Consider the following 12,875-nt stretch of genomic DNA (forward strand, 5'->3'; position numbering starts at 1 on the left):
CAGTCGTCGCGCCAGGCTCAGGTCCGGTGATCGGTGAGGAAGGCGTGAAGAACACTGCCAGTATCCTGAATGGCCTGGAGCACGACCCACTATGGCCGCTGAGGGTCAGAAGGTGTTCAACACCGTGTGTATGGCCTGTCACGGTCTGGATGCCAAGGGCAACCAAATGCTGGGTGCGCCCAACCTGACTGACAATATCTGGCTCTACGGCAGCAGCCGCGACCAGATCCAGCACACTGTCGCGGCGGTCGTACCAATATGATGCCCGCGCAAAAAGACAAGCTGCGCGAAGACAAAATCCGCTTGGTAGCGGCCTATGTCTACAGCCTGTCCCAGCAGGAAGAAGAAAAGCAGTAATTTACTATTGAGGCCCGGCATTTGCTGGGCCTTGTTTTATCAAGGGACTCCGGGCGCTACAGGGACGGAGAAAAAACCCTCAACATAAGTGGCTACCTGGCCCGCGTACAGATGTCCCGTGCGGAGTTGAGGTTTGTGTGAGTGATTTAATTCCAACCGTGAGGAACAGAGGTGATGGCGAAGTTCGCTATCGCATGTTGTATGAGTCGGAAGACAAAGTCTACATCCGACATATCAAGGGTGTTTTCACCCGCGTTCGCAAATATACCGGCCTGCCGCTGCTGCTGGCTTTTTTCTTTCTCCCCTGGATCAATATCGACGGGCGCCGGTAAGCCATCTTGTTTGATCTCTTCCCCACCGCCAATTCCATCTTCGATTTTTTTGTCACTTCTTTGGTTCAGTTATGCCCACTGGGTGTTTAACCGTGTTACCGTGGGAATGAATCCTTGTTTTCGCATTTATCGTGAAACGCTTTCGCGTTTTTCGTGCGCGCTTCACTGGAGTACGGAATAGCCGTCGCCGTAACCAGCGTTCATGACGATGCTGTCGCCGCCATCGCGCAGGCGCTTGAGGGCGAGGTAGTGCGCGCTTGCGAGGTCGGACACATGGATGTAGTCGCGCACACCGGTGCCGTCCGGAGTGTCAAAATCATCGCCAAAAATGCCAAGATGAGTGCGCTTGCCGAGTGCTGCTTCGCAGGCAACCTTGATCAAATGAGTGGCGTTTTTGGTCGATTGACCGGTGCGGCCTTCAGGGTCCGCGCCTGCCACATTGAAGTAGCGTAATGCGGTGTATTTGAAGTCATGTGCAGCGGCGGTGTCGCGCAGCATGAGCTCTGTCATAAGCTTTGAAGTGCCGTAAGGGCTTAAGGGGGTTAGGGGTGTATCTTCAGAAACCGGAATAACTTCCGGATCCCCATAAACAGCAGCCGTAGAAGAGAAGATGAAGTGCTTGATGCCATTCTTCACGCACGCTTCAATCAGTGTGCGTGAAGCTGCCGTGTTATTATTGTAGTATTTCAATGGGTTAGAGACGGACTCTGGTACAATAATTGAGCCGGCGAAGTGAATAACTGCCGTGATATCATGATTGCGGAAAATCGTCTGGAGCAGATCAAGATCTGTGATCTCACCTTCGTAAAGTTTAGCGCTCTGCGGTATTGCCCAGTCAAAGCCAGTGGACAGGTTGTCGATGACAACGAAGTCCTCTTTGGCATCGTGAAGGCACCACGTCATATGGCTTCCAATATATCCGCAGCCGCCTGTTACAAGTATGGTCATTGTCTGCCCCAAGACTTCTCAAAATAGGTGTGTTTCATAGAGTGCTTCCTGTCGGATCTCTATGCAAAAGAATTAGCCTTGATTATTCGCCCTCAAGAATCTGATGGTCACGTGCGGCCTGTACTTCCAGGAAGACGCGTCCGATCACAGGGTGCGCGCGTTTGATTGTATCTTCCAGCGAGAAAATGACTTCCTCAACGGCGCCTGCTGTGAGTGCGTCTTCAAAATCCAGAGATGCTGCAAGGAGGACGTCATTCGGGCCGAGGTGCAGGGTGCGGATTTCGTTGACGCCTTTAATAGCTGATGGTGCGTTCAGGATCTCACGCACCGATGCTACAAGCTCGTCAGAAGCACTTTCGCCGATGAGGAGGCCTTTGGTTTCAAGGGCGAGCACGAAGGCTGTGCCTGCCAGAATAAGGCCGATGACGACTGATGCTGCACCGTCCAGCCATACGATGCCAAAAGTTTGAGCGCCCCAGATGCCGCCAAGAGCAACGAGAAGGCCCAGCATTGCAGCGGTGTCTTCAAACAGAACGGTGAAGACCGTTGGGTCTTTGCTGTCGCGGACCGCCGTCATGAACGGGCGTTTGCCTTTGGTTTTTTGGAATTCTTTGAATGCGACCATCCAGGCCCAGCCTTCGAAGATGATGGCAAGGCCCAGAACCACATAAGCGACAAATGCGGATTCGAGTGGGTGCGGATGGATGATCTTCTGGATGCCTTCGTAAAGCGAGATGCCAGCGCCGACTGCGAAGATCATGATGGCGACGACGAATGCCCAGAAATAGATTTCGGAGCCGTAGCCAAATGGGTGCTTTTCGTCAGCAGGCTTTTCTGCGCGCTTCATGCCAAGCAGCAAAAGGCCCTGATTGCCCGTGTCGACGAGGGAATGGATGCCTTCGGACAGCATTGCGGCTGAGCCGGTGTAAGCTGCGGCGCCAAACTTGGTGATCGAAATGAGTGTGTTGCCAGCAAGGGCGGCGAAAATGACTTTCTTGGAGCCGTGGGCAGCCATTCGAATCCTCCATAAAATACAATGGTGACTTTACGAAGGGGATTTTGGACTTCAAGTCCTATCTCATTTTCGGGAAGGGTGCGCCCACAAGTGCTGCGGGCGCAAAGCTGTTTTAAGAGTGCATCTCGATCAGCGAGAAGATGCCGTCTGCGACGAACTGAACGGACAGGGCCGCCAGGATCACACCGAAGAGACGGGTGATGATCAGCTGAACCGTTGAACCGAGCAGTTTGTCGATGCGTGCTGCCAGCAGGAATACGAAGAAACTGAGTGCAAGCACGGATAGGAGGACAGCGATCAGGCTCATCTGGCCTGTGAAGCCCGGTGCCTGGCCTGCGAGCAGGATGATGGCAGAGATGGTTGCCGGACCTGCAATGAGAGGAATGGCCAGCGGAAACACAGCTGTCTGAGACAGGTCTTCCTGCTCAACGACTTTTTCGGCGCTTTCAGCTTTACGCTTCTGGCGATGTTCGAACACCATCTCAGTTGCAATGATGAAGAGCAGAAGGCCGCCCGCAACCTTAAAGGCCGCTTGAGAGATGCCGAGAACTTCCAGAAGCTGGCGTCCGGCAAAGAAGAATGCCAGGAGCGTGACGCCAGAGATGATCACGGCTTTGATCGCGATCTGACGGCGCTCAACACTGCTTGCCCCGGCGGTTACGGCCAGAAAAATCGGCGCCAGACCAATTGGGTCAATGGTGACAAACAGCATGGCAAATGCATTGATCAGAAACTCAATGAGCATTGCGCTTTACCTTGTATGTGGGGTGGGCCCGAGTTCGGGCGTTTTACCCGCAATTCTGCGGTTCTTGAGAGGGCGCTAACAGACAATGTTGTATTTGGCAAGAGTTTGATAGGTTTTTGCACCACCTGAACTGAGCTTAGTATTTTTATGAGGAAGAGCGAGGCTTTTGAGCAACGAAACTGCGTAGAAAGGCCTAGGGACCTGCCGCGGATCAGGCCGTGGGGTAAGGTAGTTGTTATTAGGTGTCTTTTCAGGGCTTGTGGCGTTTGGTTCTGCGGTTTGAATCGGCTATAAAGGTGCGGAATTCTGACTTAAATTGATGAGAATAATCCTTGGCAGATCAGGACTTAAGTACACCACCAGGTGGCCTACCCAGCGACATTCGGCCCGTCTCTATCACAGATGAAATGAAGCGCAGCTATCTCGATTATGCGATGAGCGTGATTGTAAGCCGTGCGCTTCCCGATGTTCGTGATGGTTTGAAGCCGGTTCACCGCCGTATTCTGTATTCCATGCATGAAAACGGATATGAGTGGAACAAGCCCTACCGTAAATCCGCCCGCGTCGTTGGTGACGTTATGGGTAAGTATCACCCTCACGGTGATAGTGCGATTTATGATGCTCTTGTTCGTATGGCGCAGGATTTCTCCATGCGTCTGCCGCTCATTAACGGGCAGGGTAATTTTGGCTCGATTGACGGTGACCGCGCTGCGGCGATGCGTTACACCGAATGTCGCCTCGAAAAAGTTGCTCACACTCAGCTTTCCGATATCGACAAAGATACGGTCAATTTCCATGAGAACTACGATGGTTCTGAGCAGGAGCCTGAGGTTCTTCCGGCTCGCTATCCGAACCTTCTGGTCAATGGTGCTGGCGGTATTGCGGTTGGTATGGCGACCAATATTCCTCCGCACAACATGGGTGAAGTGATTGACGGCACGATCGCAATGATCGAGCGTCCTGAAATCACTCTGCCTGAACTGATGGAAATCATTCCGGGCCCAGACTTCCCGACTGGCGGCATTATTCTTGGCCGTGCGGGTATCAAAGCGGCCTACGAGAATGGCCGCGGCTCCGTGATCATGCGCAGTAAGGTGGACACGGAAGAGATCCGTGCCGGCCGTATGGCGATTATCGTCTCCGAGATCCCTTATCAGGTCAACAAGTCTGCAATGATCGAAAAGATCGCGGAACTTGTGCGTGAGAAGCGTATCGAAGGTATCTCCGACATTCGCGATGAGTCTGACCGTCAGGGCATGCGCGTTGTTATTGAGCTGAAGAAGGATGCGGTTCCTGACGTCATCGTGAACCAGCTCTATCGCTACTCTCAGCTGCAGCAGAGCTTCGGCTGTAACATGGTGGCGCTGAATGGTGGTCGTCCTGAGCAGCTTGCTCTGAAAGACATGCTCAAGGCCTTCATCGCGTTCCGTGAAGAGGTTGTTGGACGCCGTACACGCTTCCTGCTGGCGAAAGCACGTGATCGTGCGCATGTGTTGGTCGGTCTGGCTGTTGCGACTGCGAACATCGATGATGTTATTCATCTGATCCGTACTGCGCCGGATCCGGCGACTGCGCGTCGTCAGCTGATGGAGCGCAACTGGCCTGCAAAAGACATTGAGCCTCTGATTCAGCTGATCGATGATCCGCGTTATGCAATTCAGGAAGATGGCACATTCAAGCTTTCTGAAGATCAGGCACGCGCTATTCTGGATCTTCGCCTGCAACGTCTGACCGCTCTGGGTCGTGACGAAATTGGTGATGAGCTGGATAAGCTTGCTGCGGAAATCAAAGACTATCTGGATATTCTGAAGAGCCGTGAACGCATCCTTGAGATCGTTCGCACTGAGCTTGAAGAAGTTCGTGATGAGTTTGCAACACCGCGCCGGACTGAGATCACCGATGGCGGTGGCGATCTGGATGATGAAGATCTCATCCAGCGTGAAGATATGGTCGTGACCGTTTCTCACTCCGGCTACATCAAACGTGTTCCTCTGGATACTTACCGTGCACAGCGTCGTGGTGGTAAGGGCCGTTCCGGCATGCAGACGAAGGACGAGGATTTCGTAACGCGTCTGTTCGTTGCCAACACGCATACGCCAGTTCTGTTCTTCTCTTCCCGCGGTATTGCCTACAAGATGAAAGTCTGGCGTTTGCCGCTGGCTGGTCCTCAGGCACGTGGTAATGCGCTGGTGAACATGCTTCCTCTGGAGCAGGGTGAGCGCATCACGTCTATTTTGCCACTTCCTGAAAATGAGGAGACATGGGCAGAGCTGGATGTATTGTTTGCGACCAAGCGCGGCACCATTCGCCGGAACAAGCTCTCTGATTTTGCGCAGATCAACAAGAACGGCAAAATCGCGATGAAGCTGGAAGAGGGCGATGGCATCGTGAACGTGATGACGTCAACCGAAGACGATGATGTTCTTCTGACGACTTCTGCGGGCATGTGTATTCGCTTCCCAACGACAGATGTGCGTGTGTTCTCCGGACGTAACTCCGTTGGTGTGCGTGGTATCAACCTTGCTGAGGGTGATCACGTTATCTCCATGACCATCCTGCGCCACTTCGACTGTGATTCAGATGAGCGTACTGCTTACCTGAAGCTTTCACGTGCGATGAGTGGTGAAGAGGGTGCTGAGAGCGTATCCTTTGAAGATGCCGGCATGACCAAAGAGCGTTTTGAGGCAATGGACGAGAATGCAGAAGTCATTCTTACTGTTTCTGAAAACGGTTACGGCAAACGCACCAGCTCTTACGAGTACCGGACCACTGGTCGTGGCGGTAAGGGTATTGCTGCGATGACTGTGAACGATCGAAACGGTCGTCTGGTTGCTTCCTTCCGCAGTGAAGAGAGTGATGAGATCATGCTGGTGACCAACGGTGGTCAGCTGATCCGTTGTCCTGTTCACGGTATCCGTGTTGCTGGCCGTTCCACGCAGGGTGTGATTGTCTTCAATACTTCCGCGGATGAAAAAGTTGTTGCAGTGGAGCGTATTAGTGAAGCTGATGATGACGAAAACGTGGAAGCGGAAGGCGCAAGTGAAGGCGGAGCCGATAACGGCGAGGCTGGAGCAGTTCCACCGGTACCTAAGGGTGACGGCGGCGAGACGCCAAGTGCTGAATGATTTGAGAAAGGGAGCTTCGGCTCCCTTTTTTATTGGGTGCCTGAGATGTGAGTGGTGATGTATCGGTTTCAAGTTCTACAAGAAATGCATATGGTCTTGATTGGGTTTTGAACTTGGAATTTGAAATGACATACGAAGTATTGCGGGAACCGCCCAGACTGGAAGATTACATGCGATTGCGCCGCATTTCTGGTTTGAGCGGCTTTTCTGAAGATGGGGCACGTAAGGGATTGGCGGCGACACTATTTGGTGTTTCGATTCTTCATGAGGGCCAAACAGTTGGCATGGGTAGACTGATTGGGGACGGTGGCTGCTTTTTCAGGTGGTTGATATTGCTGTAGATCCTGAACACCAGGGAAAAGGTTTGGGAAAGCAAATCATGGCTGCTCTTAATCAGTTTATTGATGAGATTAAAGAGCGTCCGATCTATGTAAGCCTCATAGCCGACGTGCCTGCCAATAAGCTTTATGAGCAATTTGGCTTTAAAGAAACAGCTCCAGGGTCCATTGGTATGGCGCGCTCTTTGCGTTCTTAAGCACTTCGGAAGCGCTTTCTTGCAGATCGAACTCTCACCAGATGAGCAAGCTTGTATCTTCTTCGACATATTGCTGGGCTAAGCTGATCAGAAACAGCTTGAAACACTTAGTAAAAATAGGTTCAATCGCGCAAACGCCCGAGAGGTAAGCGTCATCTTTGATGCTTATGGGGAGGCATCTAGTGACGCGAGATATTATATGAAGCGCATTGCACTTTATCCGGGGTCCTTTGATCCTATGACGCACGGCCATCTGGATATTCTGGAGCAGTCGTTGGTTCTGGCTGATGAGGTGGTCGTTGCCATCGGTATTCAGGCCTCCAAAGCTCCGTTGTTCTCTTTTGAGGAACGGGTGGAGTTGATCCGCCTTGCTTGCGAAGAGCAGTTTGGCAAGGAAAATGCAGCGCGCATTCGCACTGTTTCCTTTACCGGGCTTGTTGTTGATGCGGCTCGGGAGCATGGCTCCAACATCCTGGTGCGGGGTCTTCGTGACTCGACAGATCTAAACTACGAAATGCAGATGGCTGGCATGAACGGTGCCATGGCGCCGGACATCAAGACTGTCTTTTTTCCAAGTTCGCCTGTGATGCGCCCAATTACGGCTACACTGGTGCGCCAGATTGCGAAGATGGGGGGAGATTACAGTTCGTTTGTCCCCAAGTGTGTTGAGGCTGCGCTGAAAAAGCGCTTTGAGATTGCTTAAAAACAACGCAACAGGAAAGACTGCCTATTTGATAGGGTTAGACTTTTTTAGCGCGTCGCGTTTATGTGCAATCACGCATCACCGCTAATTAGTGTTTTGTACGCGCACCTTGCTCTTCAGGTCGATTGGGGCCTAGGGCGGTGCGCTTTGGTTAAGACAAGGACAGAAATCTTGCTACGTATCCTGACAGCATGTGCGATGGTTCTGGGCGCATTTATGATGCCATTTACCGCCAGCGCCAAAGATCTTGAAAACACGATTTATCTGGACCTGAAAGATGGCCGCGTTGAAATCGCGCTGCGTCCTGATCTTGCTCCTGAGCACGTCAAGCGCATTAAGCAGCTGACCCGTGAAGGTTTTTATGACGGCATCGTCTTCCACCGTGTGATTGATGGCTTCATGGCGCAGACTGGTGACCCGACCGGCACAGGCATGGGTGGTTCTGAACTGCCTGACCTGAAGGCTGAGTTCTCCAAGGCTCCTTTTAAGCGCGGTACTCTTGGTATGGCTCGTTCCCGCAGCCCACACAGCGCGAACTCCCAGTTCTTCATTATGTTCAATGAAGGGTCCTGGCTGAACGGTCAGTACACCGTATTTGGTGAAGTGGTTTCCGGAATGGACGCTGTAGACAAGATCAAACGCGGCGAACCTGTTCGTAACCCTGATAAGATCATCAAAATGCAGGTTGCGGCAGACGCCAAGTAAAGGCTATGTCTGCACTCAGACTTATTCTAAGATAAAGGACAGTCCCGTGGCTGATATCAAAGATCCAGAAAACACACTGCTGTTGGAAACCACTCAGGGTAACGTTGTTATTGAACTGCGTCCTGACCTGGCACCTAACCACGTTGCTCGCATTAAAGAGCTGGTACGTGAAGGCTTTTACAACGGCATCGTGTTCCACCGTGTGATTGACGGCTTCATGGCTCAGACCGGCTGCCCACAGGGTACAGGTACCGGCGGTTCTGGCAAGAAGCTGAAAGCTGAGTTCAACGATGCTAAGCACGTGCGCGGCACCTGTTCCATGGCGCGCTCCATGGATCCGAACTCTGGTGACAGCCAGTTCTTCATCTGCTTCGGCGAAGCAAACTGGCTCGACGGCCAGTACACCGTTTGGGGTCAGGTTGTTGAAGGCATGGACAACATCGACAAGATCAAGCGCGGTGAGCCAGTTGTAGACCCAGACAAGATCGTTTCTTTGAAGGTTGCAGCAGACGCTTAATTTTGAGCGCATTGCGATTTTTGAAAAGGCTCGGCAATTTGCCGGGCCTTTTCTTTGCCTGCATGCAAATGGACGCGGCAGGTCTAAACAGGTTGACCTTAATCGGACTAAAGGGTATCCCCCAGTGGCTTCAAGCGTTTGGCTGCGGGATAGGTGACAGTAAGGCCTGCAGGTGACCGGCGTTTGAGCCGTAATTCCAATAAGACAGCGGATAAAAGGCGACCACATTTTGTGCGGCGCTGAGATGCTGTTTTGTAAAGCTGGATACCCTATGCTGGTTGATGATTTTGATTTTGATCTGCCGCCGGAAAACATTGCGCTTCGTCCGGCAGTGCCGCGTGACAGTTCACGCTTGTTGGTGGTGCGCCCTGATGGGGAGCAACTGCTGACGGATGATCAGGTGCTGTCTCTGCCTGATTTGCTGGAGCCAGGTGATGCATTGGTCTTCAATGATACAAAAGTAATTCCTGCACAGCTCCTCGGCTTTCGCACCCGTGATGGCGTGACGGCTAAAGTAGGTGTGACGCTGCACCAGCGTGCAAGTGCGAAAGAGTGGCGCGCCTTTGTACGCCCAGCCAAGAAACTTAAGGTTGGCGATACCGTTCGCTTTTCTTTTGATGAAGAAAGCAAGGATGCGGCTGAGCTTTCTGCTGTTGTGACTGAGAAGTCTGAAGCAGGAGATATCCTGTTTGAGTTTGATCGCTCCGCAGGTGATCTAGACGCCGCAATCGCACAGGTTGGTCACATTCCGCTGCCGCCGTATATCGCGGCCAAGCGAGCAGAAGATGATCAGGATCGTAAAGACTATCAGACCATCTACGCCAAGCATGAAGGTGCTGTTGCAGCGCCAACCGCTGGCCTGCACTTTACAGATCGCCTGTTTGCAGCTTTGGAAGAGCGCGGCGTAGAAAAGCACTTTGTGACGCTTCATGTTGGTGCAGGTACGTTTTTGCCAGTGAAAGCTGACAAGACCGAAGATCACAAAATGCACTTTGAGTATGGTGAGATCAGCGAAGAGACTGCCGCTGCGCTCAACGCTGTGCGTGCACGTGGCAACAAGATTGTTTCTGTTGGCACAACCTCACTGCGCATTCTGGAAAGTGCAGTTACGGAAGAGGGGATCATCAACCCGATCTCCCAAAGCACTGACATCTTTATTACGCCGGGCTACAAGTTCAAAGCCATCGATGCGTTGATGACCAACTTCCACCTGCCGCGCTCTACGCTGTTCATGCTGGTAAGTGCGCTCAGTGGCATGGAAGAAATGCGTGGCGCTTATGAGCATGCCATCAGCTCTGGCTACCGTTTTTACAGTTATGGAGACAGCTCGCTGCTGTTCAAGAAGGCTTCAAAATGACCGAAACGACTATCGATACACAGCAGGACGCCAAGCCGTTTTCCTTCAAACTGCTGAAGACCGATGGCATGGCCCGCCGTGGTGAAATCACAACCCCGCACGGCAAGGTGCGCACGCCAGCGTTTATGCCAGTTGGCACGCAAGCGACCGTAAAAGCCATGTACCCACAACAGGTACGTGATCTGGGCGCTGATGTTGTTCTGGGCAACACCTACCACCTGATGCTGCGTCCAACAGCAGAGCGTATCGCCAAGTTGGGTGGTCTGCATAAGTTCATGGGCTGGGATCACACGATCCTGACGGACTCTGGCGGGTTTCAGGTGATGTCCTTGTCTGGCTTGCGCAAGATGACAGAAGAAGGCGTGACCTTCTCCTCACATCACGACGGCTCCAAGCACTTCATGAGCCCGGAACGTTCCGTTGAAATTCAGGGCCTTCTGGGTTCCGACATTCAGATGCAGCTGGATGAGTGTATCGCGCTTCCTGCTGAGCGTGACGAAGTTGAGCGCGCTATGCAGCTGTCTCTGCGTTGGGCTGAGCGCTCCCGTGCTCAGTTTGAGAAAATGGGTGGCCCACAAAAGGGACAGGGCCTCTACGGCATCGTTCAGGGTGGTGATGTGCCTGATCTGCGCATCGAATCCGCTCAGCGTCTGGGTGAACTTCCGATGGAAGGGTACTCTGTTGGTGGTTTGGCCGTCGGTGAGCCGCAAGCTGTGATGCTGAAGATGCTGGAAATCACCACGCCAGCGATGCCAAAGGACAAGCCGCGCTACCTGATGGGTGTTGGTACGCCTGAAGATATTCTGGAAAGTGTTGCCCGCGGTATCGACCAGTTTGACTGCGTCATGCCAACTCGCGCTGGTCGTCACGGTCTGGCTTACACCCGCTTTGGTAAGGTGAATCTGAAGAACGCACGTCACGCAGAAGATCCACGTCCGTTGGATGAGCTGTCTAACTGCGAAGCAACTTCCAAGTACTCCCGTGCTTATCTGCATCATCTGGTGCGCGTGAATGAAGGTCTGGCAGCGATGCTCCTGACCTGGAACAACCTTGCGTACTACCAGTACCTCATGCAGGGCATCCGCGATGCAATCGATGAAGGCCGCTTCGAAGAGTTTCGCCAGAAGACCAAAGAAGACTGGGCTCGTGGTGATATTGAGCCTTATGTTTGGTCATAAGACTGTATCTCATTGAACAACAAGAAGGCTTGGATGTGAGTGCATTCAAGCCTTTTTTATAGGCGCCACAATTTTACGTGCTCTGGTGTCTTTTCTCGTTCCAGCAGGCCATGTAGGTCGGCCACGAACACTTTTTCAGCGCTTAAGTAACGTTCCATGACATGCCATGGTTCTTCGTTTTCGAAGAAGGCGTGATGTGGAACTGCGAGGATAACAGCATCGCAATCTCCGGGAGGAGAGTCTTCGTAAAGTTCAATGTCAAAGTTGTCTTTGGTGTGCTGCGGATCTGCCAGTGGATCGACGGCGAAGATATGTGCGCCGAAACGCTCCAGTTCCCGGATCAAATCAATCACTTTGGAGTTTCGGGTATCCGGCACATCGGCTTTGTAGGTTATGCCCAAGACCGCGATCCGAGGCGGCATAGGGCGGGCGAGCTTGACGCAGCCTTGTATGACTTCCGTTGCAATGAAACGGCTCATGCTCTCATTCGTGCCCCGTCCGGCAAGGATCACTTGCGGAGAGAAGCCCAGCTGGTGTGCTTTATCGGTCAAGTAATAAGGATCAACTCCGATGCAGTGGCCTCCGACCAAGCCGGGATGAAATGGTAGGAAGTTCCACTTTGTTGACGCACCTTCCAGAACATCCCGCGTATCGATATCCATGGCATGGAACAGCATGGAGAGTTCGTTCATGAGTGCGATATTGAGATCGCGCTGGGTGTTTTCAATGACCTTTGCAGCTTCTGCCACCTTGATGGATGAGGCTTTGTAGATGCCAGCTTTGACGATCTTGCCGTAAAGCTCTGCCAGTGTTTCCAAGGCTTCGTCGGAACTTGCTGAAACGATTTTGAGGAGATTGGAGAGCGTGTGCTTTTTATCGCCAGGATTGATCCGTTCAGGTGAATAGCCAATCTGAAAGTCTCTAGGGAACCTCAGGCCGGATTCCCGTTGGAGAAGTGGTACGGCGATTTCTTCTGTAGCACCCGGATAGACAGTGGACTCAAAGACAACGATGTCGTTGGGTTTCATGAACGCGCCAACAATCTTGGAAGCCTTTTTGATTGGGCCGAGATCGGGGCGTTTGGAGATGTTGATAGGGGTGGGAACTGCCACAATGTGGATCCGCGCCTGTCTGATATCAGGCGCAGAATAAGTCAGTGTCAGATTTTTGGAAGAAAGAGCCGTCTTGGTGACGGATGAGGTTCGATCTTTCCCTTCAAGGAGTTCCTGAACCCGGTGACGATCAATGTCGTAACCAATTGTTTTGATACCGGCGTGGGCCAGTGCACAAGCAACGGGCAGACCTACGTAGCCAAGCCCGACAACTGAGACGATTTCTTCCATAAAATGGCACCTTGG

General features: G+C 52.4%; 13 protein-coding genes and 1 pseudogene. 10 read left to right on the top strand and 4 right to left on the bottom strand.

The window, feature by feature from the left end:
- The first annotated feature begins 91 nt into the window (after positions 1 to 91).
- Both ACJJIF_RS22185 and ACJJIF_RS22190 read left to right on the top strand, forming a co-directional pair.
- Positions 92 to 262 carry a c-type cytochrome gene (locus tag ACJJIF_RS22185; protein WP_444932456.1) on the top strand — a complete coding sequence of 57 codons (171 nt, stop codon included), beginning with the start codon at positions 92 to 94 and terminating at the stop codon, positions 260 to 262.
- Between the two features lie 232 nt (positions 263 to 494).
- The gene (locus ACJJIF_RS22190; RefSeq protein WP_444932457.1) at positions 495 to 689 is read left to right on the top strand and encodes a hypothetical protein; all 195 of its coding nucleotides are present in this window, start codon (positions 495 to 497) and stop codon (positions 687 to 689) included.
- A gap of 165 nt (positions 690 to 854) precedes the next feature.
- Here the strand turns inward: ACJJIF_RS22190 and galE are convergent.
- The 3 genes and pseudogenes from galE to ACJJIF_RS22205 all read right to left on the bottom strand — a co-directional run.
- Positions 855 to 1,637: pseudogene (galE, locus tag ACJJIF_RS22195) on the bottom strand (UDP-glucose 4-epimerase GalE); the annotation flags it as partial.
- A gap of 82 nt (positions 1,638 to 1,719) precedes the next feature.
- The gene (locus ACJJIF_RS22200; protein WP_008547303.1) at positions 1,720 to 2,652 is read right to left on the bottom strand and encodes a cation diffusion facilitator family transporter; all 933 of its coding nucleotides are present in this window, start codon (positions 2,650 to 2,652) and stop codon (positions 1,720 to 1,722) included.
- A gap of 112 nt (positions 2,653 to 2,764) precedes the next feature.
- Positions 2,765 to 3,397 (bottom strand): MarC family protein, encoded by a 633-nt coding sequence (locus tag ACJJIF_RS22205; RefSeq protein WP_008546602.1) that lies wholly within the window; start codon positions 3,395 to 3,397, stop codon positions 2,765 to 2,767.
- Between the two features lie 407 nt (positions 3,398 to 3,804).
- Between ACJJIF_RS22205 and gyrA the strand changes: the two genes are divergently transcribed.
- The 8 genes from gyrA (at position 3,805) to tgt (ending at position 11,517) form a co-directional block, all read left to right on the top strand.
- Positions 3,805 to 6,522 (top strand): DNA gyrase subunit A, encoded by a 2,718-nt coding sequence (gyrA, locus tag ACJJIF_RS22210; protein WP_444932464.1) that lies wholly within the window; start codon positions 3,805 to 3,807, stop codon positions 6,520 to 6,522.
- A 47-nt stretch (positions 6,523 to 6,569) separates the two neighbouring features.
- Entirely contained in the window at positions 6,570 to 6,863 is a 294-nt protein-coding gene (locus tag ACJJIF_RS22215) for a hypothetical protein (RefSeq protein WP_444932458.1), read from the top strand.
- A gap of 23 nt (positions 6,864 to 6,886) precedes the next feature.
- On the top strand, positions 6,887 to 7,057 hold the full coding sequence (locus tag ACJJIF_RS22220; RefSeq protein WP_444932459.1) for a GNAT family N-acetyltransferase: 171 nt from the start codon (positions 6,887 to 6,889) through the stop codon (positions 7,055 to 7,057).
- Positions 7,058 to 7,256: 199 nt separating this feature from the next.
- Positions 7,257 to 7,760 (top strand): pantetheine-phosphate adenylyltransferase, encoded by a 504-nt coding sequence (gene coaD, locus ACJJIF_RS22225; RefSeq protein ID WP_352930084.1) that lies wholly within the window; start codon positions 7,257 to 7,259, stop codon positions 7,758 to 7,760.
- Between the two features lie 198 nt (positions 7,761 to 7,958).
- Positions 7,959 to 8,465 (top strand): peptidylprolyl isomerase, encoded by a 507-nt coding sequence (locus tag ACJJIF_RS22230; RefSeq protein ID WP_014285766.1) that lies wholly within the window; start codon positions 7,959 to 7,961, stop codon positions 8,463 to 8,465.
- Between the two features lie 55 nt (positions 8,466 to 8,520).
- The gene (locus tag ACJJIF_RS22235) at positions 8,521 to 8,982 is read left to right on the top strand and encodes a peptidylprolyl isomerase (RefSeq protein WP_086003620.1); all 462 of its coding nucleotides are present in this window, start codon (positions 8,521 to 8,523) and stop codon (positions 8,980 to 8,982) included.
- 271 nt (positions 8,983 to 9,253) lie between these two features.
- On the top strand, positions 9,254 to 10,339 hold the full coding sequence (gene queA, locus ACJJIF_RS22240; protein ID WP_444932460.1) for a tRNA preQ1(34) S-adenosylmethionine ribosyltransferase-isomerase QueA: 1,086 nt from the start codon (positions 9,254 to 9,256) through the stop codon (positions 10,337 to 10,339).
- Positions 10,336 to 11,517 carry a tRNA guanosine(34) transglycosylase Tgt gene (gene tgt / locus ACJJIF_RS22245; protein WP_352930090.1) on the top strand — a complete coding sequence of 394 codons (1,182 nt, stop codon included), beginning with the start codon at positions 10,336 to 10,338 and terminating at the stop codon, positions 11,515 to 11,517. Before queA ends, tgt begins: the two co-directional genes overlap by 4 nt.
- A 56-nt stretch (positions 11,518 to 11,573) precedes the next feature.
- Here tgt and ACJJIF_RS22250 read toward each other — a convergent pair whose 3' ends face one another.
- A complete protein-coding gene (locus ACJJIF_RS22250) occupies positions 11,574 to 12,860 on the bottom strand; it encodes a nucleotide sugar dehydrogenase (RefSeq protein ID WP_444932461.1) in 1,287 nt (428 codons plus the stop codon).
- Positions 12,861 to 12,875: the final 15 nt, after the last annotated feature.

Source organism: Microbulbifer regidiadema (SeqCode), from assembly GCF_052467605.1.